This is a genomic window from Chitinophagales bacterium (assembly GCA_017303415.1).
GTDB lineage: Bacteria > Bacteroidota > Bacteroidia > Chitinophagales > Chitinophagaceae > SpSt-398.
The window spans coordinates 1352795-1375814 of the sequence record JAFLBJ010000001.1 but is presented as its reverse complement, the minus strand read 5'-3'; the positions used below and the strand labels follow the sequence as shown (position 1 = coordinate 1375814).

The window sequence follows — 23020 nt, the reverse complement described above, 5'->3', positions numbered from 1 at the left end:
TTTGTATGAAAACCAAATTATCATTCATATCGCGGATCGCTATCGCTTTTGCCAGTGGGGCCTTACTTTGTGTGTTCTTTCTCCCCGCCTGGAGGATCGATCTCTTTGCCCCGCAATACCCGGAAGGGTTGACCATGCGGATCTGGATCAATGGCCTTTCCGGACAGGTAGATATCATCAATGGGTTGAACCACTATATCGGCATGAAGCATATCTCGGAGGAAATGTTTCCCGAGTTCAGCTATCTCCCCTATGTCGTGTTTTTCTACCTGCTTATTGGAATGATAATCGTATTTACAGGAAGTAAAAAATGGTTGGTGGCCTATCTGGGACTCATTGTCCTGGGTGGCCTACTGGCCATGTACGATTTCTACCAATGGGGATATTCCTATGGTCATGAACTTGATCCCAATGCGGCGATCCGGGTGCCAGGTCTTTCTTACCAGCCACCACTTATCGGTCATAAAAGGTTATTGAACTTTGATGCCTATTCCTTCCCGGATATTGGGGGCTGGGTTGTTATCGGGGCATCGGCCCTGGCCTTCCTGGTGGGCTTTGTTGAATGGACTTACCCCAGGTTTGGGAAAAAAAGGGCATCCCTCCCCCTGGTTGCCTGCCTTTTTGCCTTCTTCGCCGTTTCCTGTCAGGTAAAACCCCGGCCCATCCAGGTAGGAAAAGACAATTGTGATCTCTGCCGCATGACGATCATGGATCCAAAATTTGGGGCGGAAATAGTTACTAATAAGGGCAAAACCTACGTCTTTGATGATATGATCTGCCTCTACCGATTCTCCAGAAGTGGAATCATCAATCCAACCGATATTTCACTTAAGGTGGTAGTTGATTATGATCAAACGGGTTCCTTTGTTGAAATAGATAAGGCCTGGTTCAGAATGGGACCCGATGTAAACAGCCCAATGGGTAGCCATGTAGCCGGTTATGCCAACCAAACAGCCGCAGCCAAAAAAGGAACCGGAGAAGGTATTCGTATACTTAATTGGAAAGACCTGTCTACGGCCTGGGAAAAATGAAAAAACTGTTTATCATACTATTCTTTGTTCTGGCCTTTCTTTCAGGATTGGCCAGAACATTAATAGTCAGTCCTCAAGCCAAAATCCGAACCTTGCGCCAAGCGATACAAATGGCAAATGATGGGGATACCATTCTCTTAACAAAAGGGATATATCGGGAAGGCGCATTAACCATAACAAAATCAATCAAGCTTATCGGCCATGGAAGCCCTGTATTGGATGGAGAGAAGAAGCATGAGATACTCTTGATCAGTGGAAAAAATATTCTGGTAAAGGGGATTACCTTTCAAAATTCAGGATATTCTGCAATGAATGATTTTGCTTCGATCAAAGTCGTCAACGCAGATCGAATTTCATTGATAGGAAATATCATTATAGATGCGTACTTCGCTATTCATGTATCGAATAGTACCCATACAACGATTTCAGGCAATCGTATTCAGGGAAGCCCGGTTTCTGAACAACTAACGGGAAATGGAATTCACTTATGGAAATCAACCAGGGCGCAAATTTTGAATAATCAGATAACAGGGCACCGGGATGGGATTTATTTTGAATTTGTATCCCAATCCACGATCACTGGCAATACCAGCGAGAAGAATATTCGCTATGGTTTGCATTTTATGTTCTCCAATGATGACCGCTATGAGGGAAATATCTTTCGTGGAAACGGGGCTGGTGTTGCCGTGATGTACTCGAAAAGGGTGATCATGATAAGGAACCAGTTTGAAGAAAACTGGGGGCCTTCAGCTTATGGCCTTCTTTTAAAAGACATAACAGACAGTGACATTTCAGAAAATGCATTCCTCACCAACACCGTAGGAATTCATATGGAAGGTAGCAGCCGGATTGGCATTACCCATAATCAATTTAAGAACAATGGCTGGGCCATAAAAGTACAGGCCAGTTGTGATGATAACCGTTTTACCAAAAACAACTTCATCGGCAACAGTTTTGATGTGGGTACGAATGGCACGATGATGTTAAATGAATTCTCCGATAATTATTGGGACAAATATGAAGGGTATGATTTAAACAAGGATGGTATCGGGGATATCCCTTTCCACCCGGTTAGTATGTACTCCATGATCATCGAACAAAATCCCTCCACCCTGATCCTGTTTCGAAGTTTTCTTACCTCACTCCTTGACCGGTCAGAAAAAGCCATACCTGGCCTGACTCCGGCCGACCTGGTGGATAAGACACCTATGATGAAAATACAATGACATGATCCGCATCACGAAGCTTTCTAAACGTTTTCGCCGGTTACAAGTGCTTCAGGGTATAACCTGCAGTTTTGAAAAGGGACAAGTCATTTCTTTACTTGGACCCAATGGATCGGGAAAAACGACCCTTATAAAATCCATACTTGGTATGGTTCGCCCAGATGAAGGGACAATTGAAGTAAATGGAACAGCCATCGGCAAAGACCCCTCCTATCGATCTGGCATTGGCTATATGCCCCAAATTGGCCGTTTCCCGGATAATATGCGTGTAAAGCAGCTGTTTGATATGGTCAGTGAAATGAGAAATATCAATGAAGAAAATTTGGATATGGATCTTCTTTTGCGATTGAAGGTTCCTGATCTGTATGATAAGAAAATGAGAACACTGAGTGGGGGAATGAGGCAGAAAGTAAGCGCGGCACTAGCTTTTCTTTTCAATCCCGACTGTTTGATCCTGGATGAGCCTACGGCAGGTCTTGATCCACTGGCGGCAGAAATTTTCAAAGAAAAAGTACAACAACAAAGGGAGTTGGGGAAACTGGTATTGATCACCTCACATGTATTGAGTGATCTCGAGGAGCTCACTACCCATGTGCTTTACCTCACGGAAGGGAAGATGCAGTTTTTTGAAAGTTTGAATGACCTGCTTTCCCGTACCGGGGAGAAGAAACTTAGTCGCGCCATCGCGAAACAAATGATTGAATCGACATCCCTTAGCCCATCAACCATTGCATCATGCTAAAATTGACCCGATATATACTTACGGATATTCTGCGGAGCAGGATCGTACTTGGTTATGCCGGCTTTCTATTTCTGCTCACCTTTGGGCTCTTTCGGTTGGAGGACAATGGCAGTCGAGCATTACTCAGCCTGTTGAATATTATTTTGATCGTTCTACCCCTGATAGCTTTGGTGTTCACCACTATACATTACTACAATTCCTATGAATTCATCGAATTGATGCTTTCCCAACCCCTTGACCGAAGTACACTCCTGTGGAGTGAATACCTGGGAGTGGCCCTTTCCCTGTTGATCGCCTGGTGGATAGGCGCAGGTATCCCGCTGCTGTTGTTTTCTGCCGATGCCACCGGTCTTGCCTTTTTATTGACGGGTTCGGCGCTCACCCTCGTGTTTACCAGTATCGCCTTTCTCACCTCAGTCAGGTCACGCGACAAGGCGAGGGGGATCGGCCTCACCCTGCTTACCTGGTTCTATTTCTCCCTGCTTTATGATGGATTGGTGCTGATCATCCTTTTTAGTTTCAGTGACTATCCTATGGAAAAATTCACCTTGGTGCTGGCAGCCCTTAATCCGATTGACCTGGGCCGGATTTCGATCATGCTAAAGATGGATATCAGTGCGCTCATGGGCTATACAGGCGCCCTTTACAAAGACTTCTTTGGCTCAGGGCCTGGTATCCTATACACAACAGGTATTTTACTACTCTGGGTATTTGTTCCGCTGGCATTCGCCCTTCGCTCCTTTCGAAAAAAAGATCTTTAATCATAAAAAAATAGAACATGAATGAAATATTAACAAAAAGCCTGGCAGAAATAGTGACCGCTGACCACCGGGCTGCCGCAGTATTTGAACGTAACGGACTTGATTTCTGCTGTAAAGGCAAAAGGTCCCTATCTACAGCATGCGCAGAAAAAGGAATCGAGCCAGAAGCACTGGTGGACCAATTGGAAGAATCATTAAAAGTACCCTTGCCAATTGCTGATTTCAACCAATATTCCCTTTCCGACCTGATTGACCATATAGTTAAAACCCATCATGCCTATGTAAAAAAGGAATTACCTGAACTATTGGGTTATGTTCAAAAAGTGGCTTCCAAACATGGAGAAAGACATCCGGAGATACTTCCTGTTTTTGAAAACCTCTTCCAATTGGCCGAGGAAATGGACCTGCACATAAAGAAGGAAGAGAATATATTATTCCCAAGGATAAAGGAAATTGAAAAAATGAGTGGTGAAAATCACCAACCAGCTGAAATGCCCGGTCATGTTTCCATACAATCTCCCATTGCCATGATGGAACTGGAACACGACCAGGCCGGAGCCTTAATGGCATCCATTCGGCAACTCACAAACGATTACACCCCTCCCCCGGATGCCTGTACCACATACCGGCTCAGCTTTGCCGGTTTACAGGCATTTGAAGCTGATCTTCACCAGCATGTACACCTGGAAAACAACATCCTGTTTCCCAAAGCCCTCCGGCTATTCGCGGGTGATAGTTCTCACTTGAAAGGTTGACAAATATCATTTTGTGGCCAAAACCCGGCCTCTACATTTGCTCCAGACAATAAAAACTCTACCCATCGAAAGATGGGCAATCGTTGGTTTTCGTTTCAATTGAAAATCCCCTGGTTCCCCAGGGGATTTTACATTTCTTATCCCCCATTCCTCTATTTTTGCTCCATGCGCATCGACATCCTCACCGTTCTTCCCGAACTCCTCGAAAGCCCATTGAATCACAGTATTTTAAAGCGGGCACAGGACAAAGGCCTTCTGGAGGTTCATACCCATGCCTTGCGCCAGTGGGCGGTCAATGAATATGGGCAGGTGGATGATTACCAATATGGCGGTGGTGCTGGTATGGTAATGATGTGCGAACCCCTGGCCCGGGCCATTGAATCGCTGAAGGCGGAGCGGTCCTATGATGAAGTGATCTATATGACCCCGGATGGGAAGACCCTTGACCAGAAAACCTCGAACCAACTCTCTCTTAAAGGCAACCTCATCATCATCTGCGGGCATTATAAAGGCATTGACGAAAGGATCCGCGAGCATTTTGTGACCATGGATATTTCCATTGGTGATTATGTATTGAGTGGGGGTGAACTGGCCGCTGCCGTATTAGTGGATACAATCGGCCGCTTGATCCCAGGTGTATTAAATGATGAAACCTCCGCCCTGTTCGATTCCTTCCAGGATAACTTATTAGCGCCACCGGTCTACACCCGGCCGGAAGATTTCAGGGGATGGAAAGTGCCGGATGTGTTATTGGGCGGTAACCATAAACACATTGAAGAATGGCGATTGGAACAATCGCTGCAACGTACCCGGGAAAGAAGACCCGACCTGCTGGATGAGTGACAGGTCAGGCTCCTATTCCCTATTGCCCGCCTGGCATTAAGCCATAACGAGGATCAACAGAAAACTGATCAATACGAAAACAAGATTTAGCAGAATGGTCTTTTTCATAAGGAACAATTGGTACTAAAATAACCCGGAAAACAGTGCCAAATCTTTTCCTTTGCCTATGTAATATTACCCACCCCGGTACTAAATTTACCAAGAAGCCTTACCGAAAATCAGTTCATTTTATTCAATGAAATTTAGGGATATTCGTTGACCCAAAAACGACTCCCATGACTTCCAACCGACGTAAATTCCTGCGAAACATCACCTTGGGCGGTACTGCCCTGGTAGCTGGAAAATCCCTTCAGGCCAGCCCGACCGACCGTGAATCTCCTTATTCTGACGAATCGGATGGAGGAAAAAAAGCCGTATTTAATATGTCGGGTTATGCCGCCCCCAAACTGGATGTGGTTCGCATCGGTGTAATAGGATTGGGGATGCGGGGAAGTGATGCCGTGGAAAGATTGACCTATATCGATGGCGTAGAGATAACTGCCCTCTGTGATAAATACCCCGACCGGGTGGAAGCCGCCCAGCAAACACTATTAAAAAGAGGACGTCCAAAAGCAAAATCCTATTCAGGCGAAGAAGGATATAAAGCTTTATGCGAAAGCAATGAGGTGGACCTGGTCTACTCTCCCACACCCTGGCACATGCATACCCCGATTGCTTTGTATGCGATGAAGAATGGTAAACATGCAGCCATCGAAGTACCTGCTGCCAAAACCATTGATGAATGTTGGGCCCTGGTAGAAACTTCGGAAAAGACACGCAAGCATTGTATGATGCTGGAAAACTGTTGCTATGATTTCTTTGAATTACTCACCCTGAATATGGCCCGCCAGGGTCTGTTTGGAGAGATCGTACATGCCGAAGGAGCTTATATTCACGACCTGAGCCGTGACTGGCTTTTTAATAAAAATGCCTATGCGGATATGTGGCGATTAAAAGAGAATACGGGTAAGAATGGAAACCTCTACCCCACACATGGATTGGGACCTATAGCCCAGTGTATGGATATCAACCGCGGGGATAAGATGAACCACCTGGTTTCAATGAGTACCAATGATTTTACCCTTGCCTCCTTATCGCGAGAAATGGCGGCAAAGGATCCCTTCTTTGTCCCTTATCAGGGCGATAATTTCAGAGGGAATATGAATACCACGCTGGTCCGTACCGACAAAGGAAAATCGCTGATGATCCAGCATGACGTGTCCACCCCAAGACCTTATTCGCGTATCCATGTGGTGAGTGGTACAAAAGGTATTGCCAGCAAATGGCCCTCACCGGAAAGGATCGCCTTTGGACATAGCTGGTTAAAAAAAGAAGAACTGGAAGGTCTCTATAAAAAATATTCCCCTCCTATTGTGAATCATATTGGCAAGATCGCCAAGGAAGTGGGGGGACATGGTGGTATGGACTTTATTATGGATTGGCGGTTGATTGATTGTTTACGCAATGGCCTTCCGCTGGATCAGGATGTATATGATGCAGCCACCTGGAGTTGTATCCTGCCACTGAGCCAAAAATCATTATCAAAACGTTCCTCCTCTGTGGATGTACCCGATTTTACCCGGGGTAATTGGAAATCCAATAAGCCGGTAAGCCTGACACTGGAGGGTGGTGGAAATACCGGGGTCAGAAAATAACCTGTTTCTCCCATAAAACACAGAATGCACAGAAATTAGTTTCTGTGCATTCTGTGTTTTATGGGAGAACCTTATAACCCGATCACCGGCAACTCCTTCTCGCGAATGAGTTTATTCAATGCGGGTAGGCCTTTCTCCTTGATATCTTTCAGTTTATTCAACTGCTCATCACATTGGCGCGCCAGATCGGCATACACTTCTTTCACCTGTTTGGAAGGTGCAAAATTGCCACTGCTTGCCGCATCAAACACCCCGCTCAATTTATCATTCAGCCGGATCGGGTAGTTCAATACATCCTGGCTGCTCTTGGCTTTGGTTTGATACAGGCTTTCTTCAATGGCGGTCATCTGTTTGTTGAGACTGTCTGCCATTTGTTTTACCTCTTTGGGTGTTGATTTTCCCCAACGGCCAGTCAGTTCATTCATTTGCTGACGCAGGGTGCGAATATCCTTGATACCTTTTTGTACATCATTGAATTTATCTTTCACCTGGGTCAGGAATTTGAATTGTGCTTCGTACTCCTCCTGGGAGCATTTGTAATTTGGATCAGCCAATACATTAAAGGAGATCTCCGATGAATCGTTACCCATTTTCAAGCGGGCATAATAAGTACCTGGAGGAGCCAGGATATTTCCGGGTGTACCATTCCAGAGCACCATGCCATCGGCCCGGTCGGCGCCGGGGTAAAAGAGATCCCACACAAATTGGTTCAATCCCTTTTTGATCTCCACTTTATTCTCTTTATCAGAAGAAGAATACGTTTTGATTGGTTGATGGTCCTTATCAAAAATGGTCAAACTTGCTTTGACTGTATCATTTGTTTCTTTAATAAAATAAGAAATGACGGCTCCGGATGGTGGGTTGGCCCCGGCCTGGGTTGGCGCACCAAAATTGCCCCGGAAACGTCCGCCGGCGATCCGCCACGTGGGTTCGGATTCAAAAAGATGAATATTCTTTTCGGTTGCTTTCTCTTCATATTGTTGTACTACCCCCAGATCATCCAAAACCCAGAAAGCACGCCCTTGTGTAGCCACTACCAGGTCATTGTCTTTGATGGTAAGATCCGTGATGGGAACTATGGGCAAATTCAGTTGAAAAGGTTTCCAGTTGTTTCCATCATCAAAGGAGATATACATTCCATATTCAGTACCTGCATAGAGCAGTCCTTTTCTTTTTTTATCCGAACGGATGGCGCGGGTAAAATGCAGCGCATCGATCCCCTGCGTGATCTTCTGCCAGGTTTTTCCATAATCGGTGGTCTTGTAGATATAGGGACTGAAATCATCCAGCTTATACCTTGTTCCGGCAAAATAGGCCGTTCCTTTTTCAAAGGGATCTGTTTCGATACAATTCCACATGATCCATTGTGGAGCATCTTTGGGTGTTACATTGTCCCAGTTCTTTCCGCCATCGCGACTTACATGGATCAGACCATCATCGCTGCCGGTCCACAACAGATCTTTCTCCAGCACGCTCTCTGCAGCGGTAAAGATGGTGCAATAGTATTCAACCGAGGTATTATCCTTGGTGATGGGGCCACCACTCGAACCTTGACGGCTTTTATCGTTCGTGGTAAGATCAGGAGAAATCATTTCCCAACTTTGTCCCTCGTTTTCTGTAACAAACAAATGGTTTCCGGCGGTATAAAGCCGCTTGGGGTTATGAGGTGAAAAGAAAATGGGGAAATTCCATTGAAAGCGGTACTTCAATACATCGGCCCCGGCACCCATGGGGTTATCGGGCCAAACAGAAATGGCCCTGTTTTCTCCGGTGCTGTGATCGAGGCGGGAGAGGTATCCTCCATAATTTCCTCCGTAAACAATATCCGGGTTAAGGGGGTCGGCCACCACATATCCACTTTCACTTCCTGCCGTGGATTCCCAATCATCATCGGTAATGGCCGAACCATAGGTTCGGTGTTTAATGCGGATGGTGGAATTATCCTGTTGCGCACCAAGAATGCGATACGGAAATGAATTATCGGTTGATACCCGATAGATCTGCGCGGTAGGTTGATTATTATAGGTACTCCATGTTTCGCCGGCATTGAAACTCACCTGACCACCGCCATCGTCTGCTACGATCATACGTTGCCCATTTGCCGGATCGATCCACAGGTCATGGTGATCACCATGGGGTGTCCGCAAGGAACGGAAACTACGCCCACCATCACTGCTGACCATAAAACCGACATTGGGGCAATAGACCTTATTCTCATTCTGGGGATCTACGAATACCTTGGTGTAGTACCAGGCCCGCTGACGAATATTGTTATCATTGCTGCGTAATGACCAGCTTTCGCCGCCATCTTCACTGGCAAAGAGTCCTCCTTGTGCATTTTCTACCAGGGTATAAATTTTTTCGGGATTGGATGGGGCGATCGCCACACCAACAATGCCCCAGACTCCTTTGGGTAATCCATTTTTCTCGCGCAGGGAGCTCCATGTTTCCCCACCATCGGTGCTCTTCCACAAACCACTTCCCTCTCCACCGCTTTCAAGGCTATGCGGTGTACGTATCACACGCCAGGTACCCGCATAAAAAACGGAAGGATTTCCGGGCTCCATCACCAGGTCACTGGCACCTGTCTGGTCATTTACAAATAATACCTGTTTCCAGGTTTGGCCACCATTGGTGGATTTAAATACCCCTCTTTCCTTATTGGGCCCGAATAAATGGCCCATGACTGCTACCCACAAAGTATTGGGATCGCGGGGATGGATCACAATACGAATGATATGTCGTCCATCTTTTAATCCAATATTCTTCCAGGTGCGACCTGCATCGTCACTACGCCATATTCCACCTAATCCTTCGCTCACATTGCCACGCATGGTATTCTCGCCCTCGCCCACATATACAATATTCTCATCCGATGGGGCCACGGCCACTGCACCAATGGTACTCCCAAAAAATTTATCCGATACATTCTTCCAATTGCTGCCTCCATCGGTGGTTTTCCAAACTCCCCCACCGGTGGCTCCCATGTAAAATGTATTTTTCTGACTATAGCTCCCAGTAACAGCCCCACTCCTTCCCCCGCGCCAGGGTCCGATCAGGCGGTATTTCAACGAGGCATAGGCCGGCTCGGTTGTACTAGCAACAGGTGTTTTAACTGGCGTTTTTTTCTTTTGGGAAAATACAAGAAGCGAGAATAAGCAGGCTACAAGCGTAGCAAGTAAACGTGGCATAGGTAGTTAGTTTTGGAGGAGTGAATATACGAAAGAGGGGGGATTTGGAGGACAGATGACGGATGTTGGATGACAGATGACAGCCAACCTCCGTCAACTGTCATCTGTCCTCCGTCATCCAACATCCAACATCCAACATCCGTCATCTGTCATCCGTCATCCGTCATCTGTCCTCCGTCATCTGTCATCTGTCATCTGTCATCTGTCCTCCGTCCTCCCTAAAACGCCTTCCCTGTTGCCAGCGACAAACCTTCCTTCTGCAAAGCCTGTTCAGCTTTTTTCTCCATGGCTGTTTCTACGGCAGCATGATCCGTTTTGGCTTTATCGAGGTCCTTTTTCAGGTTCACGATCCGCTGTAATTCGAGGTTGCTGGGTGGTGCATCCTGTGTACAAAGACTGATGTACACGTTGCTGATATTTTCCCGCAGGCGTTTGATATCAGCGAATACGGATACTTTACCTGTGGGTACCAGTTTGCCTTTTTCCACTTCCAGTTTATCGTAGTATTGTTGAAGCAGGGCTTTTGTTTTAGCGTTCTTCACTTTTTGAATCCTGTCCGTAAGCACCGCCTGCTTTTTCTCCATCACATCCACCAGATTGGCCAGGTCTTCGTGCATACGGAAGAGTTCCGTAGCCGCTTTGTAATTGGCTTCGCGGTCTTTCAAGGTGTAATTCTTATCATTATCATCATGTACCACCTTGATCGTATCCTGATAAACGTGGTCACCTACCGTTAATTTCACGAGGTAATTGCCCGGCAATACCTGAGGGGCAAGGAGTACAGACTGATCCATCTTGGTGGATTTACCCACGCGTGGAGGGGTGAGTCGTTGATTCCAATACACCTGGTTCAATCCTTTCCGTTTTGACGCTGGCAGGTTCTGGATCAATTCCCCTTTCTCGGTGAAGATCTCCACTTTAACCTGCCCCTTGGTTACCCGGTCTTTGAAATAATACTGTATAGGCGGAATGGGAGTCGGATTAGGGGCCACCCAACCAAAGTTGGAAGGTGAACCACCATCCTGCATACCTCCGGAGGTAAGTTTCATTACAGGCGATTTAAACTGCACCGCATCCTTGTCAGCAATGGCGGGCGTCATTTCGCGGATGGGGGTGATATCATCGATCACCATGATACCACGCCCGTGGGTGCCTATCACCAGGTCATTGGTGCGGGGATGGATCTGAATATCCCTAACCAATGCATACCAGGGAATATTGTTCTTCATCCTGAACCATTCGGCACCACCATTTACAGTGGCAAACATTCCCATTTCAGTGCCAAGAAAAAGCAGATCCGGATTTACTTTATCCTGTCTGATCTTATGTGCAAAACCAGAAAATTCCTGGCTCTGCATCAGGGTCCAGGTCTTACCCATATCGATCGATTTGCCCAGGTAGGTTTTGTGATCACCATACATATGGTTATCAAATGTGGCAAAAATGATATTCTTATCAATGGGTGATGGCTCAACGCTGCTAACCCAGGTTTGGGCAGGGATACCAGCCTGTGCGTAGTTGGCAGACACGTTCGTCCAGGATTTTCCACCATTCAGGGTGTATTGAAGATTGCCATCATCCGTACCTACCCAGATCAAATTTTCATCGAGCGGTGATTCAGCGACGGTAAATATCGTACAGTGGTTCTCAGCTGATGTATTATCTGCACTTAACCCTCCACTTTGTTCCTGTTGCTGTTTCTTTTTGTCATTAGTGGTCAGATCTGGAGAGATGCGTGTCCAGTTCCTACCCTGATCGGTAGATTTAAAGAGGTACTGTGCGCCCATGTATAAGTTATGGCCGTTGGCGGCACCGGTAAGCAGAGGCGTATTCCAGTTCCAGCGAAGGGGTTCATCATCTGCGGAAGGTTGTGGTTGGATTTTAACCGACTTGCCCGTACGAATGGTGATACGTGCGGCGTTGCCACCCTGATATTCCGCATAGGCAATTTCCGGATCAAATGGATCGGCCTGGGCCCAGAACCCATCTCCAAAGAAAAGGTCACGCCAGTCTTGATTGCCCACTCCTCCAAAAGATTGCGAGGGGCCTTTCCAGCTTCCATTGTCTTGCAAACCACCATAAACATTATAGGGTGTTTCATTGTCCACGGAAACATGATAGAATTGTCCTACCGGCAGGTTACCAAAAAACCGCCAGGTAGCGCCCTTATCTAAGCTGCTATATACACCTCCATCTGTACCGAGGTAAAGTTCACTGGTGTTATTGGGATTGATCCAAAGCGCATGGTGATCACTATGCACCCATCCGCCAACATCACTTGCATCGGCAAAAGAGAATCCCCCATCGGTAGAATAGGAGAATCCCAGTGCCGGGCGATATACACGCTTGGGGTCTTTGGGATCGATCTCCAGGGTTGAAAAGTAAAAGGGTCGGGAGACCACATTAAGTGTAGCACTTTGTTGTTTCCAGTTTTCTCCGCCATCTGTGGAAAGGTAAAGTCTGGTTTCTTTGGCTTCCACGATCGCTACCAGATTCTGTGGAGCGGATGCAGCCAGTGCCAGCGCGGTACGACCAAACGGCTTTACAGGTAATCCTTTGGATAATTCCTTCCAGGTTTTGCCCCCATCTGTCGATTTAAAGATACCCGATCCATTGCCTCCTGAATTAAAGGCATAGGGCTTACGGCGAAATTCCCAGGTACTGGCATAGATCGTTTCTGGTTGGGTTGGATCGATCTCAATATCTGCGCAACCTGTTTTTTCATTGATATACAAAACCAGGTTCCAGGTATTTCCACCATCGGTACTCTTGTACAACCCGCGGTGTTTACTGTCACTCCATAAAGGTCCCGGTGCGGCAACATAGATCGTATTGGAATTGACGGGATCAATCGCGATACCCGCAATATGTTCAGTACTGTCGAGTCCGATCTTTTTCCAGTTATCGCCTCCATCGGTGCTTTTATATAAGCCATCCCCAATGGAAACGGAATTGCGCATATTGCTTTCCCCGGTACCGGCATAAATGGTTTTCGGGTTCTTTTGATCAATGGCAATGGCACCAATGCTTTGACAATATTTATCAAAAATGGGTTTGAAAGAGGCCCCGGCATTCGTGGTCTTCCATATTCCACCTCCGGCGGTACCCACATAAATCGTTGAAGGCTCTTTGTTCACCCCCTGGATGGAGGTAATACGACCACTCATGGTACCGGGCCCAAGATGACGGGCTTCCATTACTCCAAAAGTGGCGGAGTTGATCTGTCCCTGCAGGGTTATGGAGCTTATCCCCAATACAGCCAGTGTTAAGAATTTTCGCATAAGCAATAGGTTTATAAAAAACCCCGATAGTTGACATCGGGGTTGGATAGAAAAAATTTTTGAAGTTAGGAAGGCTTTTTGAAGACGGAATCTTCAATGGGCTTGTTCACATCCACATTGGTAATGGTCATTTCACCAAAGGGAAGGGTAATGCTTTTGGCGATAACAATACCTTCGGGAAGTTTTTCATAATTCGCAAAACCGGTGGGCACTTCTACTTCCTGACCGTTTACATCCTGTTTGGATACTACACGGATGATATAGTAAGTGGAGGGATCAAGATAAAAGGTTTGTGTGCTACCATTTTTGGTATCTACTTTTATTTTGAAACACTCTACGCCTTCTACATCTTCTTTACCCAGCAACTCTACTTTGTGGCCTTTGGCCTGGTAGTCCAGCAAGGGACCAGCGGGATCGAGGTCATCCTGTGACTTGGTCAACTCATCAGCAGTCATGGCTTCGGGGGCCATCATGCCATTAAAAGGCATATAGTTCCAACCTTCTGTAGGGGTAATGATCTGATAACCGGACATGCCCATGGCCGTGATGCTGATATCCTGACGGCTTCCTTTGTCTTTTACAACGGTCAAAACCAGTTGTACATCTGTTCCCTGAACAGTCATGGAACCTTCCTGACGCAGGGAGGTTACCTTTCTCCAGGCATCCGCACCACCGATCGCTTCCACATGCTTGTTGATGACCTCATCGGCCGTTTGGGCAAACGTGAGGGAGGAAAGACCAAGAAACAGGGTGATCAAAAAATAAATAGGGCGCAATTTCATTTGATTTTAATTTAGATGTTTGTTTGGATAATGAGTTTTTGGTTTGGCAAATTTATGACCGGAAAGATACCGTTATTCTCCATTGGTGTAAAATTTACCCGTTGGACCAAATTAGTCGCAGTATGACGCAGAAAATTACAGGAAGGGTTGCTGATTTTACCCAAAAAATCTTTTACCCGGCAGAAATCACCCTGAAAAATGGGCGGATATCGGCTATTGAACGGCTGGCAGTCAAAGAGGAAGGCCTTCCTTTTATACTTCCCGGCTTTACGGATAGCCATGTCCACATTGAAAGTTCCCTGCTCCTGCCGGCGGAGTTTGCCCGACTGGCTGTGGTTCATGGAACGGTGGCCACCGTCTCCGATCCGCATGAGATCGCCAATGTATGTGGTCTTGAAGGGGTGGATTATATGATCGAAAACGGTAAGACTGTCCCCTTTAAATTCAATTTTGGGGCGCCCAGTTGTGTCCCGGCCACGGTGTTTGAAACGGCCGGCGCCCATCTGGATGCCACGGCCGTTGATCAATTACTGAGCCGTCCGGAGATCAAATACCTGAGTGAGATGATGAATTTTCCCGGTGTCCTGAGCAAGGATCCTGAGGTAATGGACAAGATCGCTGCTGCCAAAAAATACGGGAAACCGGTTGATGGCCACGCTCCGGGGTTAAGGGGAGATACCGCCCGCCAATATGCTGCGGCAGGTATCAGTACCGATCATGAATGTTTTACAAAAGAAGAAGCCCTGGATAAACTTCAGCTCGGGATGAAGATCCTTATCCGGGAAGGTAGTGCAGCCCGAAATTTCGAGGCACTGATCGATCTTCTCCATGATTATCCCGACCAGATCATGTTTTGCAGCGATGATAAACATCCCGACAGTCTGGTGGTAGGGCATATCAACCAACTCTGTGCCCGTGCAGTTGCCAAAGGCATCGATGTATTCAAGGTTTTACAGGCCGCTTGCATCAATCCGATCAGGCATTATGGCCTCGGGGTGGGGCTGTTGCAGATCGAAGACCCGGCCGATCTGATCATTGTGGAAGACCTGGAACATTTTACCGTCAGAGAAACCTATATCAACGGAGCTTGTGTGGCCAGGAATGGCGTATCTCTCATTGATCCCAAACCCCAACCTGCGATCAACCGGTTCACGATCGGAGAAAAATCATTGGCTGAATTTGCCTACCCGCTTCTCAAATTTGGAGAGGAGGAGAATTTTGAACAGGTTTATGTAATCGAGGCCCTGGATGGACAACTGATCACGCATAAACGCATTCACCCCATTACCGATGTGGCAGGCAAGGATGACCTGCTTCACAGCAATGTGGAAAAAGACCTGTTGAAGATCGTAGTGGTAAACCGTTATCAACCCATGCCGATTGCCAAATCCTTTATCAGGAATTTTGGTTTAAAAAAGGGCGCCCTTTCTTCTTCGGTTGCGCATGACAGTCATAATATTGTTGCTGTGGGAGTGGATGATGAAAGTCTTTGCGATGCCGTGAACCGGGTTATCCAGTGTCGGGGTGGATTGTCCTTATCCTTCCCTGGTAAAAATGGACAGGAAGGATCGGTTTTGCCCTTGCCTGTAGCCGGACTAATGAGTACAGGCGATGGATATGAGGTGGCTGAAGCCTATACCCAACTTGACCGAATGAGTAAAGAAGTACTCGGGGCCACGCTTCGATCACCGTATATGACACTTTCCTTTATGGCCTTGCTCGTCATACCCGAACTTAAGTTAAGTGATAAAGGTTTGTTTGATGCGGGGAAATGGGGATTGGTATAACAAATAGCTAAAAGCTATTAGCTGTTAGCCATTAGTCTGAAATTCAGTTTCACCTTTCAGCACCTTCACTGTTTCATCATAAAAAAATCTGGCGCGTTCGTGGGAGTCGCCGATACAGACAAGCCCAAGTTTTCCATATTGGGAGAGTGCGCCTATGAGATGAAACATCACCCCTTCTTCTTTTGTACCTGAGAAATGGAGGCCATGCAGGATGACGATCTCCATCAGATCCTGTGGAGTCAAACCCCTGAAATGTTCATCCTGAAGGTTATCAGAAGCCAGGTAATACCTTTCCTCTCCGGCTGCCGTCAGGTAGGAACCTTTTTGGGCATCATAGTCACCGTCTGTCAGGAATTGCAACATGATATAGGGGTGAGTGGTGCCGCCTTTGCGTAAATTGATCTCAATGGCATTATGCGTCCATTGCCCTTGTTTAAGTACTGAAATAAAATCTACGCCAAACCGTCCCAGTACACCCTTTTCTTTTAAGGCAGCGGCTACAAGCCCACCCAATCGTCCAATCTCCCGATTGTAGTCTTTACTGGCCGGGAATGTTGCCCCAAGGAATACCTGTCCATATTTTCCACCGATCAACTGGTCATGAGTAGAAATGACATCGATCTTACCCGACGGATTGATCCGGCATTGAACGGAAGGCGAGGCTGTTTCCTCGGCTTCCAGAAATGCTTCGACTATGCCTCCCATCTGTTCAAATTTCTTCATGAACAAGGGATAGGAAAGATCTCTGGCCACCACTTCCATCCGGGAAGAAATTTGTTTCGGGATGATTTGCTCCAATCCGTCCGATGTAAGTCCGTCATAGGAAAAAACGGCATTCCCTTCCCCGCTAAACCCATCGTTCATTTTCACAACGGCCTTGTTCAACTCCGGATGTTCCAGTTTCAATTTCACCAGGGCTTGAATTACCTCCTCTTCGTTTTTCAGATTTTCATAACCGGGAGGCATATCCATTCCACATTCCCGGAAAATTTCGCGGCTACCCGATTTGGTTCCCCAGAAAAACAGATCGGGGTCACAACCATAAATTGGGATCTGTAATGCTACCGCCAATTTTCGTTCATAGGCTGTGACATTGAAACAGGACAGATGCGCGATATGTCCTTCAGGAATGGCCTGTTTGATCCGGCGTACAAGTCTGGGGCGGGCCAGTATTTTTTGTGTCAGGGAAATGGGTGATCCATCATAACAACTCAGCAGGTGGAGCCTTTCACGGGCATGGTGACCCGTGATACCGGGAAGAAGGTGCAGGTAATAATCAATGATGACCGGGTCGATGGGGGTACTGGTGACATACACAATATGCGTACGTGGCATTCTCAACAAAAGGAGGAGGCAAAGTAGTCTTTCCTCATACAATACGATCCCGTCTATTTTGCAAAGGATTTCCTGGTCAAGGGTCAAACTGGGGATAACTACAATGGTTTTAGGCGCAAGCCGATTGGGATAAAACGTTTCATAGGCGCCGGCAAAATGCTCCTGCAATTGCCGAAATATCTTTTTTTCAGCAGCCAGGGCTTCTTCTGTTTTATTATTAGCCGGTGCAACCATGGGGGGAAGCGTCATTGTCTTAAAACTATCCTTTTTCCCCCCAAAAAAGCCTGATAATAATCAATTAACTAACTTGCGCCCTAATATGCTTAATTACCTTATCAATTCGATCCGTCGGAAGATCGCCAGACGGGTAAAAAGAGAATATCCTGTCTCGATAAAATCACTTTCCACTCCGGAATATGGTGATATTCAATATACTATTTGGCATAATCCGCTGGTCAACCCCACCGAACTCCAACTCAGTCATTGCTGGTTTTTTAAAAAGTTCCTTTCCCAGGGAGATATGGCCATTGATATCGGCGCCAATGTAGGGCACATGTCCATCTGCATGGGTGTGGTCACCGGCAAGGATGGCCTGGTTCTTTCCTTTGATCCCAATCCGGTTGTGTTCAAGATTCTGACAAAGAATGCCGAACTCAATAAAGAGTTGACCCATATAGAACCACACAATTTTGCCATCACGGATAAAGAAGAAGAATTTTATTACTCTTCCTCCGAAGCCTCTTTTAGCAATGGGGGTATATCCAAAGAGAAGAACAGCCGGCATGGCAAGTACACCCTCGATACCAAGATCAAAGGCGTGAAGCTGGAAGATTTTTTACAAGAAAAATATGCCTCGAAACTGAGCCGGTTAAAACTGGTGAAAATCGATACCGAAGGATATGATAAAGAGATCATCAAATCCATTCGTGGCCTGTTGGAAAAATACAAACCGGCGGTCATCACCGAATGTTTCTCAAAAAATAAAGCCGAAGCCCGCTACGAACAGTTCAACCTGCTACATGACCTGGGATACTCCCTATACTATTTCTCCAGCTTTACCATAGATGCCGAGGTCATCCCCATTCAAACAAAGGAAGAGATGATGAATTGGAAGCATTTTGATATTTACGCGGTGCAGAAATAACAGCAGATACACCCAGGAGGGAGTTGTTAGCTAATAGCTTTTAGCCCTTGGCGTTAACGGTAAAATTCTCTGCGCAACTCTGCTTTCTCTTGTTCTCTGCGGTGAACCCTCCCCATTACTACTCCTCCTGCCCGTTCCACAATGCCCCGCCAATACTTCCTCTTTTTGCACCGGTAGCAGAAGGGATCGTACTGTATTCATCGCGCCAGCGCAAAACTCCCAGCAGGGCCATGATGAGAGCTTCTTTGTATTTTACCAGGTTGGCCTCGGGGACTGTAACAGTGATGCCCAGTGGCTGAAGATGATCTGTTAATCGGGCTATGAGAAATTGATTAAATGCCCCTCCACCGGTGACCAGTAAAGAACCACCGGTTGTTGGCCAGGTGGCATGATCCATGATGGATTTTTTTACCTGCACTGCAATATGCTCCACATAGGTGCAGAGTATGTCGTTTGTTGATAGTTCAGATTTTTCAAGCAAGGGCACCAGTGTTTCTGTTCCAAACTCATTGGCCAGCGATTTGGGTGGTGGTTGCTGGTAAAAATCAAAGGCGTTCAAGGTTTGCAGTAGCTCTTTCTGTACTTGTCCCTGTCTGGCAGCCTGACCATCCTTATCGAATTCCATTCCAAGCCTCGCGGCGAAATGATTAAGTACCCGGTTCGCCGGGCATATATCAAAAGCAAGTGTATTCTCCTGGGTATGGACGGAGATATTGGCGATACCCCCAATATTCAATAAGAGTGAATGTTGGGGTAAGAGTAAACGTTCGCCTATTGGGACAATGGGGGCTCCCTGTCCGCCAAGGGCCACATCCAATGCGCGGAGGTCGGATACTACCGGCAATCCGGTTTCTGCGGCAATCGCCGCCCCTTCACCCAATTGGGCGGTATAATGCGGGGGTTGGTGAAAACTGGTATGTCCATGGGAAGCCACCACCGCTACCTGAAATTGGAGGCCATTGTCCTCAATGAACTGATTGACCAATTGCCCCAGGTAATGACCATAATCTGCATCAAGCCGCAGGTAATCACGGGCGGAAAGAGCGGGCGCGGAGGCAAGTCTTTCCATCCATTCCTTTTCATAGGGAAGACAGGCCGCTTTTTGGATCTGATAGGTCCATTTCCCTGCACTTTCCTGAAATTCTGCAAAGACGATATCCAAGCCATCGAGGCTGCTTCCGCTCATTAATCCGATTGCCCTGTAGACCATGATTTATATTTCCGTTTTCAGTATTCAGCGATTAGATTTGCAAAAGTACAACTTCAATTTTGGGCAATGGTAGTCAACCTCAGCGAACAGCACTCTCTCATCAGTAATTGGGTCGCGGAATTGCGCGACGTGGAGATTCAAGGTGATCGGCTTCGTTTTCGGCAAAACCTGGAAAGGATCGGTGAGGTCGCCGCTTATGAGATCAGCAAGACACTGCCCTGGATCGAAAAAGAGGTACAGACCCCCCTTGGTTCTTCCCCTTCTAAAATATTGAAAGAGCAACCTGTCCTGGCCACGATCCTCCGTGCCGGGCTACCCCTGCATAATGGATTGCTCCATTTCTTCGACAGGGCGGACAATGCCTTTATTGCCGCCTACCGCAAACATCAAAAGGACGGTTCTTTTGAGATCAGCCTGGAATATCTGTCCAGCCCCGACCTGGAGAACCGTATCCTGATCATTTCTGACCCCATGCTCGCCACGGGTTCTTCCTTGGTAAAAACCATACATTTAATGAAGGAAGAAGGCAACCCGAAAGAAATACATATCGTTTGTGCCATAGCCTGCACAGTTGGCATAGAATATGTTCGACGTGAGTCGCCGGGGGTCAAGATTTGGTGCGGAGACATTGACGATGAACTCACTGCGAAGGGTTATATCGTACCCGGTCTGGGCGATGCCGGTGACCTGGCCTACGGTGCCAAAGTACAGATGTAAGCAGCGTTATTTTTATTCCCCCGGTCTGTCAATTTTTTGTATTTTACACATCCTTAGTGTTGATAATGAAGAAAACAATTCTAATCTTGACCCTTTTGTGGGCTGTGGTGACTGAGACCGGGGCTCAGGACCCCAATTTTTCCCAATTTTTTGCCTCCCCCCTGACCCTCAACCCTGCCCTGACGGGTAAGTTTGACGGGATTGTACGGGTGGCCGGGAATTACAGAAACCAATGGCCTACCATCAATAACGCCTTTACTACGGCCACCGCTTCGGTGGATTTTCATGTTCTCAAAAACCGCCTTCAGGATATAGACCGCTGGGGTGTTGGTATTTTGGGTTTTACCGACAAAAACGGGAATGGCGCTTTGCAAAATAATTTTATCGCCCTATCCACTGCCTTTCATAAAGGATTGGATGAAAACGGATACCATCAGATCGGGGTGGGCTTCCAGGGTACTTATGCCAATAAAAGACTGGATGTGACCAAGGTGGTATTTGAGGATCAATTGACTGCCCTTGGTTTTACCGGTGTTACCTCCGAAGTTTTCAATCAGCAAAACCTGAATGTGAACTACTTTGACCTCAATGCCGGGGTCATGTACAATGGGACCACAAACGGATACAATAATTTCTATCTCGGTGCATCCATGTACCATCTGAACCGCCCTAAGGAAACCTTTCAGGGTGGTCAATATTACCTCAGTTCACGACTGACCCTGCAGGCAGGTGGTCGTTTACCGGTAGGCCAGTTCAATGCCTTTCATTTCAGCGCCAACCATAGCACCCAGGCCAATGCCCGCAATACCGTGATCGGTGGGGCCTATGCCCTGAACCTGAATGGTATGGAAGACAATCCAACCAATGTGTATTTAGGTTCCTGGTTCCGGTTTGGAGATGCCATCATTCCGTATGTCGGACTTGAATTCAATGACTTTCACTTAGGTTTTACCTACGATGTCAATACTTCCGGACTTAAACCCGCATCGAATGTGCGAGGTGGTGCCGAGATCTCACTCATCTATATCAAACAGCCTGTTGACAGGAATTTGAAGAAGTTGAATTGTCCTAAATTTTAAAGGAAGTAGTAACAGACTATTGAAATCAGCACTATCGCGATCAGGTTCATCACAAATCCTGCTTTCACCATTTTCTTCAATGGTATATGTCCACTGCTAAAGACGATCGCATTGGGTGGGGTAGCCATCGGTAACATGCTACCACAACTGGCGGCCAGGGTCATAGGAATTCCCACGGCCAGCGGAGAAATCCCCAGTGCATCGGCCAGTCCACAAACAACGGGTGCAAAAACGATGACCTGCGCAATATTGCTCATCAGTTCCCCAAGAAACAGGGAAACTATTGTAACCACCAATATCAGGAGGAATCCCCCTCCCGCAAACCGGGCCATCCAGGTACCCATCGATTGGATCAACCCGGCATTCTCAAGTGCGGAGGCCAATGAGATGCCTCCACCAAAAAGGATCAGAATTCCCCAGGCCATTTTGCTGGTATCTTCCCAGGCGAGTAAGGTGGGGGAGACTGTATTGTTCTTTGAGCTGGGAAAGATAAAAAGGGCAATGGCCCCTGCCATGGCAATGATGGAGTCATCCAACCGGATTCCACCAAATCCATTGATGATATCCTTGGTGATCCAGAAAAAAGCAGTTACCGCAAAGATCCCCAGCACCCTTTTTTCCTCAATACTCATAGGACCCAGGCGGGAAATTTCTTCTTTGATCAGGTCATGTGTTTCGCTACTGGCTTTAATTTTATTGGGGAATAACACTTTTGTTAATACCACATACAGGCAAATGAGGAGCAGGATGGCCAGTGGGCCTCCAATTTTCATCCAGTTAAAAAAACCGATCGGCTCTCCATATTTTTTTTCGACAAATCCTGCAAAAGCGACATTGGGTGGTGTGCCAATGATGGTGGCGATCCCGCCCAGATTGGAAGCGTAAGCGATCACCAACATCAGTGAGAGTGAAAAATGCCCCAGGTGCCCGTCCCCGCGATGCTTATCCTTCATTACATTGATCACTGAAAGGGCGATTGGAAACATCATCATCGTGGTGGCCGTATTGCTCAGCCACATACTGAGAAGTCCGGTAGCAATAATAAACCCAAGAATGATCCGGTTGCCGGAGGTTCCGGTCATGCGAACAATATTTAAAGCGATACGCTTGTGCAGGTTCCATTTTTCAATGGCGAGGCCGATCATAAATCCACCCATGAACAGAAAGATGATCGGATTGGCATAAGGAGAGGCTGTATTCGAGAGCGTGGCGATACCCAATAAGGGAAACAATACCAGTGGTATCAGAGCAGTTACGGGCAAGGGAATGGCCTCGGAAATCCACCACACCACCATCAGCGAGCCAACGGCAAGCGTTAATGAGGCCTTTTCTGCTAAATGAAAGGGATTAAGCAGATATAGCCCTATGGAAAGCACCAGACCGGCGATCAGGGATAAAATTCGAACTCGATTCATGGCATACAATATACTCCAGTAGCTTAT

Annotated in this window: 17 protein-coding genes; 11 read left to right on the top strand and 6 right to left on the bottom strand. The window is 46.9% G+C overall.

The window, feature by feature from the left end; translation table 11 throughout:
- The first annotated feature begins 5 nt into the window (after positions 1 to 5).
- The 7 genes from J0M30_05995 to J0M30_05965 all read left to right on the top strand — a co-directional run bounded on the left by J0M30_05995 (position 6) and on the right by J0M30_05965 (position 7052).
- A complete protein-coding gene (locus tag J0M30_05995) occupies positions 6 to 1031 on the top strand; it encodes a nitrous oxide reductase accessory protein NosL (protein ID MBN8667039.1) in 1026 nt (341 codons plus the stop codon).
- A complete protein-coding gene (locus J0M30_05990) occupies positions 1028 to 2257 on the top strand; it encodes a nitrous oxide reductase family maturation protein NosD (GenBank protein ID MBN8667038.1) in 1230 nt (409 codons plus the stop codon). Before J0M30_05995 ends, J0M30_05990 begins: the two co-directional genes overlap by 4 nt.
- A gap of 1 nt (position 2258) precedes the next feature.
- Positions 2259 to 2999: an ABC transporter ATP-binding protein gene (locus J0M30_05985; GenBank protein MBN8667037.1), complete on the top strand. Its 741-nt coding sequence runs from the start codon at positions 2259 to 2261 to the stop codon at positions 2997 to 2999.
- Positions 2993 to 3760 carry an ABC transporter permease subunit gene (locus J0M30_05980; protein MBN8667036.1) on the top strand — a complete coding sequence of 256 codons (768 nt, stop codon included), beginning with the start codon at positions 2993 to 2995 and terminating at the stop codon, positions 3758 to 3760. The genes J0M30_05985 and J0M30_05980 overlap by 7 nt, the downstream gene beginning before the upstream one ends.
- A gap of 17 nt (positions 3761 to 3777) precedes the next feature.
- Complete coding sequence (ric, locus tag J0M30_05975) at positions 3778 to 4515, top strand: iron-sulfur cluster repair di-iron protein (GenBank protein ID MBN8667035.1); 738 nt, start codon at positions 3778 to 3780, stop codon at positions 4513 to 4515.
- Between the two features lie 165 nt (positions 4516 to 4680).
- Positions 4681 to 5358, top strand: a complete 678-nt coding sequence (gene trmD / locus J0M30_05970) for a tRNA (guanosine(37)-N1)-methyltransferase TrmD (GenBank protein ID MBN8667034.1) — start codon at positions 4681 to 4683, stop codon at positions 5356 to 5358.
- A gap of 275 nt (positions 5359 to 5633) precedes the next feature.
- Complete coding sequence (locus J0M30_05965; protein MBN8667033.1) at positions 5634 to 7052, top strand: Gfo/Idh/MocA family oxidoreductase; 1419 nt, start codon at positions 5634 to 5636, stop codon at positions 7050 to 7052.
- A 71-nt stretch (positions 7053 to 7123) separates the two neighbouring features.
- Here J0M30_05965 and J0M30_05960 read toward each other — a convergent pair whose 3' ends face one another.
- From J0M30_05960 to J0M30_05950, 3 genes are all read right to left on the bottom strand, one after another.
- Positions 7124 to 10243: a hypothetical protein gene (locus tag J0M30_05960; protein ID MBN8667032.1), complete on the bottom strand. Its 3120-nt coding sequence runs from the start codon at positions 10241 to 10243 to the stop codon at positions 7124 to 7126.
- Between the two features lie 218 nt (positions 10244 to 10461).
- The gene (locus J0M30_05955; protein MBN8667031.1) at positions 10462 to 13524 is read right to left on the bottom strand and encodes a hypothetical protein; all 3063 of its coding nucleotides are present in this window, start codon (positions 13522 to 13524) and stop codon (positions 10462 to 10464) included.
- Between the two features lie 65 nt (positions 13525 to 13589).
- On the bottom strand, positions 13590 to 14306 hold the full coding sequence (locus tag J0M30_05950) for a hypothetical protein (protein MBN8667030.1): 717 nt from the start codon (positions 14304 to 14306) through the stop codon (positions 13590 to 13592).
- 122 nt (positions 14307 to 14428) lie between these two features.
- Between J0M30_05950 and ade the strand changes: the two genes are divergently transcribed.
- Positions 14429 to 16093, top strand: coding sequence for an adenine deaminase (gene ade, locus J0M30_05945; protein MBN8667029.1), 1665 nt, complete (start codon positions 14429 to 14431; stop codon positions 16091 to 16093).
- Between the two features lie 24 nt (positions 16094 to 16117).
- Here ade and J0M30_05940 read toward each other — a convergent pair whose 3' ends face one another.
- Positions 16118 to 17677, bottom strand: coding sequence for a hypothetical protein (locus tag J0M30_05940; GenBank protein MBN8667028.1), 1560 nt, complete (start codon positions 17675 to 17677; stop codon positions 16118 to 16120).
- A gap of 70 nt (positions 17678 to 17747) precedes the next feature.
- On the opposite strand from J0M30_05940, the gene J0M30_05935 reads away from it, so the two are divergent.
- A complete protein-coding gene (locus J0M30_05935) occupies positions 17748 to 18572 on the top strand; it encodes an FkbM family methyltransferase (GenBank protein ID MBN8667027.1) in 825 nt (274 codons plus the stop codon).
- A gap of 118 nt (positions 18573 to 18690) precedes the next feature.
- Here J0M30_05935 and J0M30_05930 read toward each other — a convergent pair whose 3' ends face one another.
- Positions 18691 to 19782, bottom strand: coding sequence for an anhydro-N-acetylmuramic acid kinase (locus J0M30_05930; protein ID MBN8667026.1), 1092 nt, complete (start codon positions 19780 to 19782; stop codon positions 18691 to 18693).
- 66 nt (positions 19783 to 19848) lie between these two features.
- Here J0M30_05930 and upp point away from each other — a divergent pair, with 66 nt between their 5' ends.
- Together upp and J0M30_05920 are read left to right on the top strand one after the other, a co-directional pair.
- Positions 19849 to 20499, top strand: a complete 651-nt coding sequence (gene upp / locus J0M30_05925; GenBank protein ID MBN8667025.1) for a uracil phosphoribosyltransferase — start codon at positions 19849 to 19851, stop codon at positions 20497 to 20499.
- 65 nt (positions 20500 to 20564) lie between these two features.
- The gene (locus J0M30_05920) at positions 20565 to 21578 is read left to right on the top strand and encodes a PorP/SprF family type IX secretion system membrane protein (protein MBN8667024.1); all 1014 of its coding nucleotides are present in this window, start codon (positions 20565 to 20567) and stop codon (positions 21576 to 21578) included.
- On the opposite strand, the gene J0M30_05915 is transcribed toward J0M30_05920, so the two are convergent.
- Positions 21575 to 22993, bottom strand: coding sequence for a DASS family sodium-coupled anion symporter (locus J0M30_05915; protein ID MBN8667023.1), 1419 nt, complete (start codon positions 22991 to 22993; stop codon positions 21575 to 21577). The genes J0M30_05920 and J0M30_05915 overlap by 4 nt on opposite strands.
- Positions 22994 to 23020 lie beyond the last annotated feature (27 nt).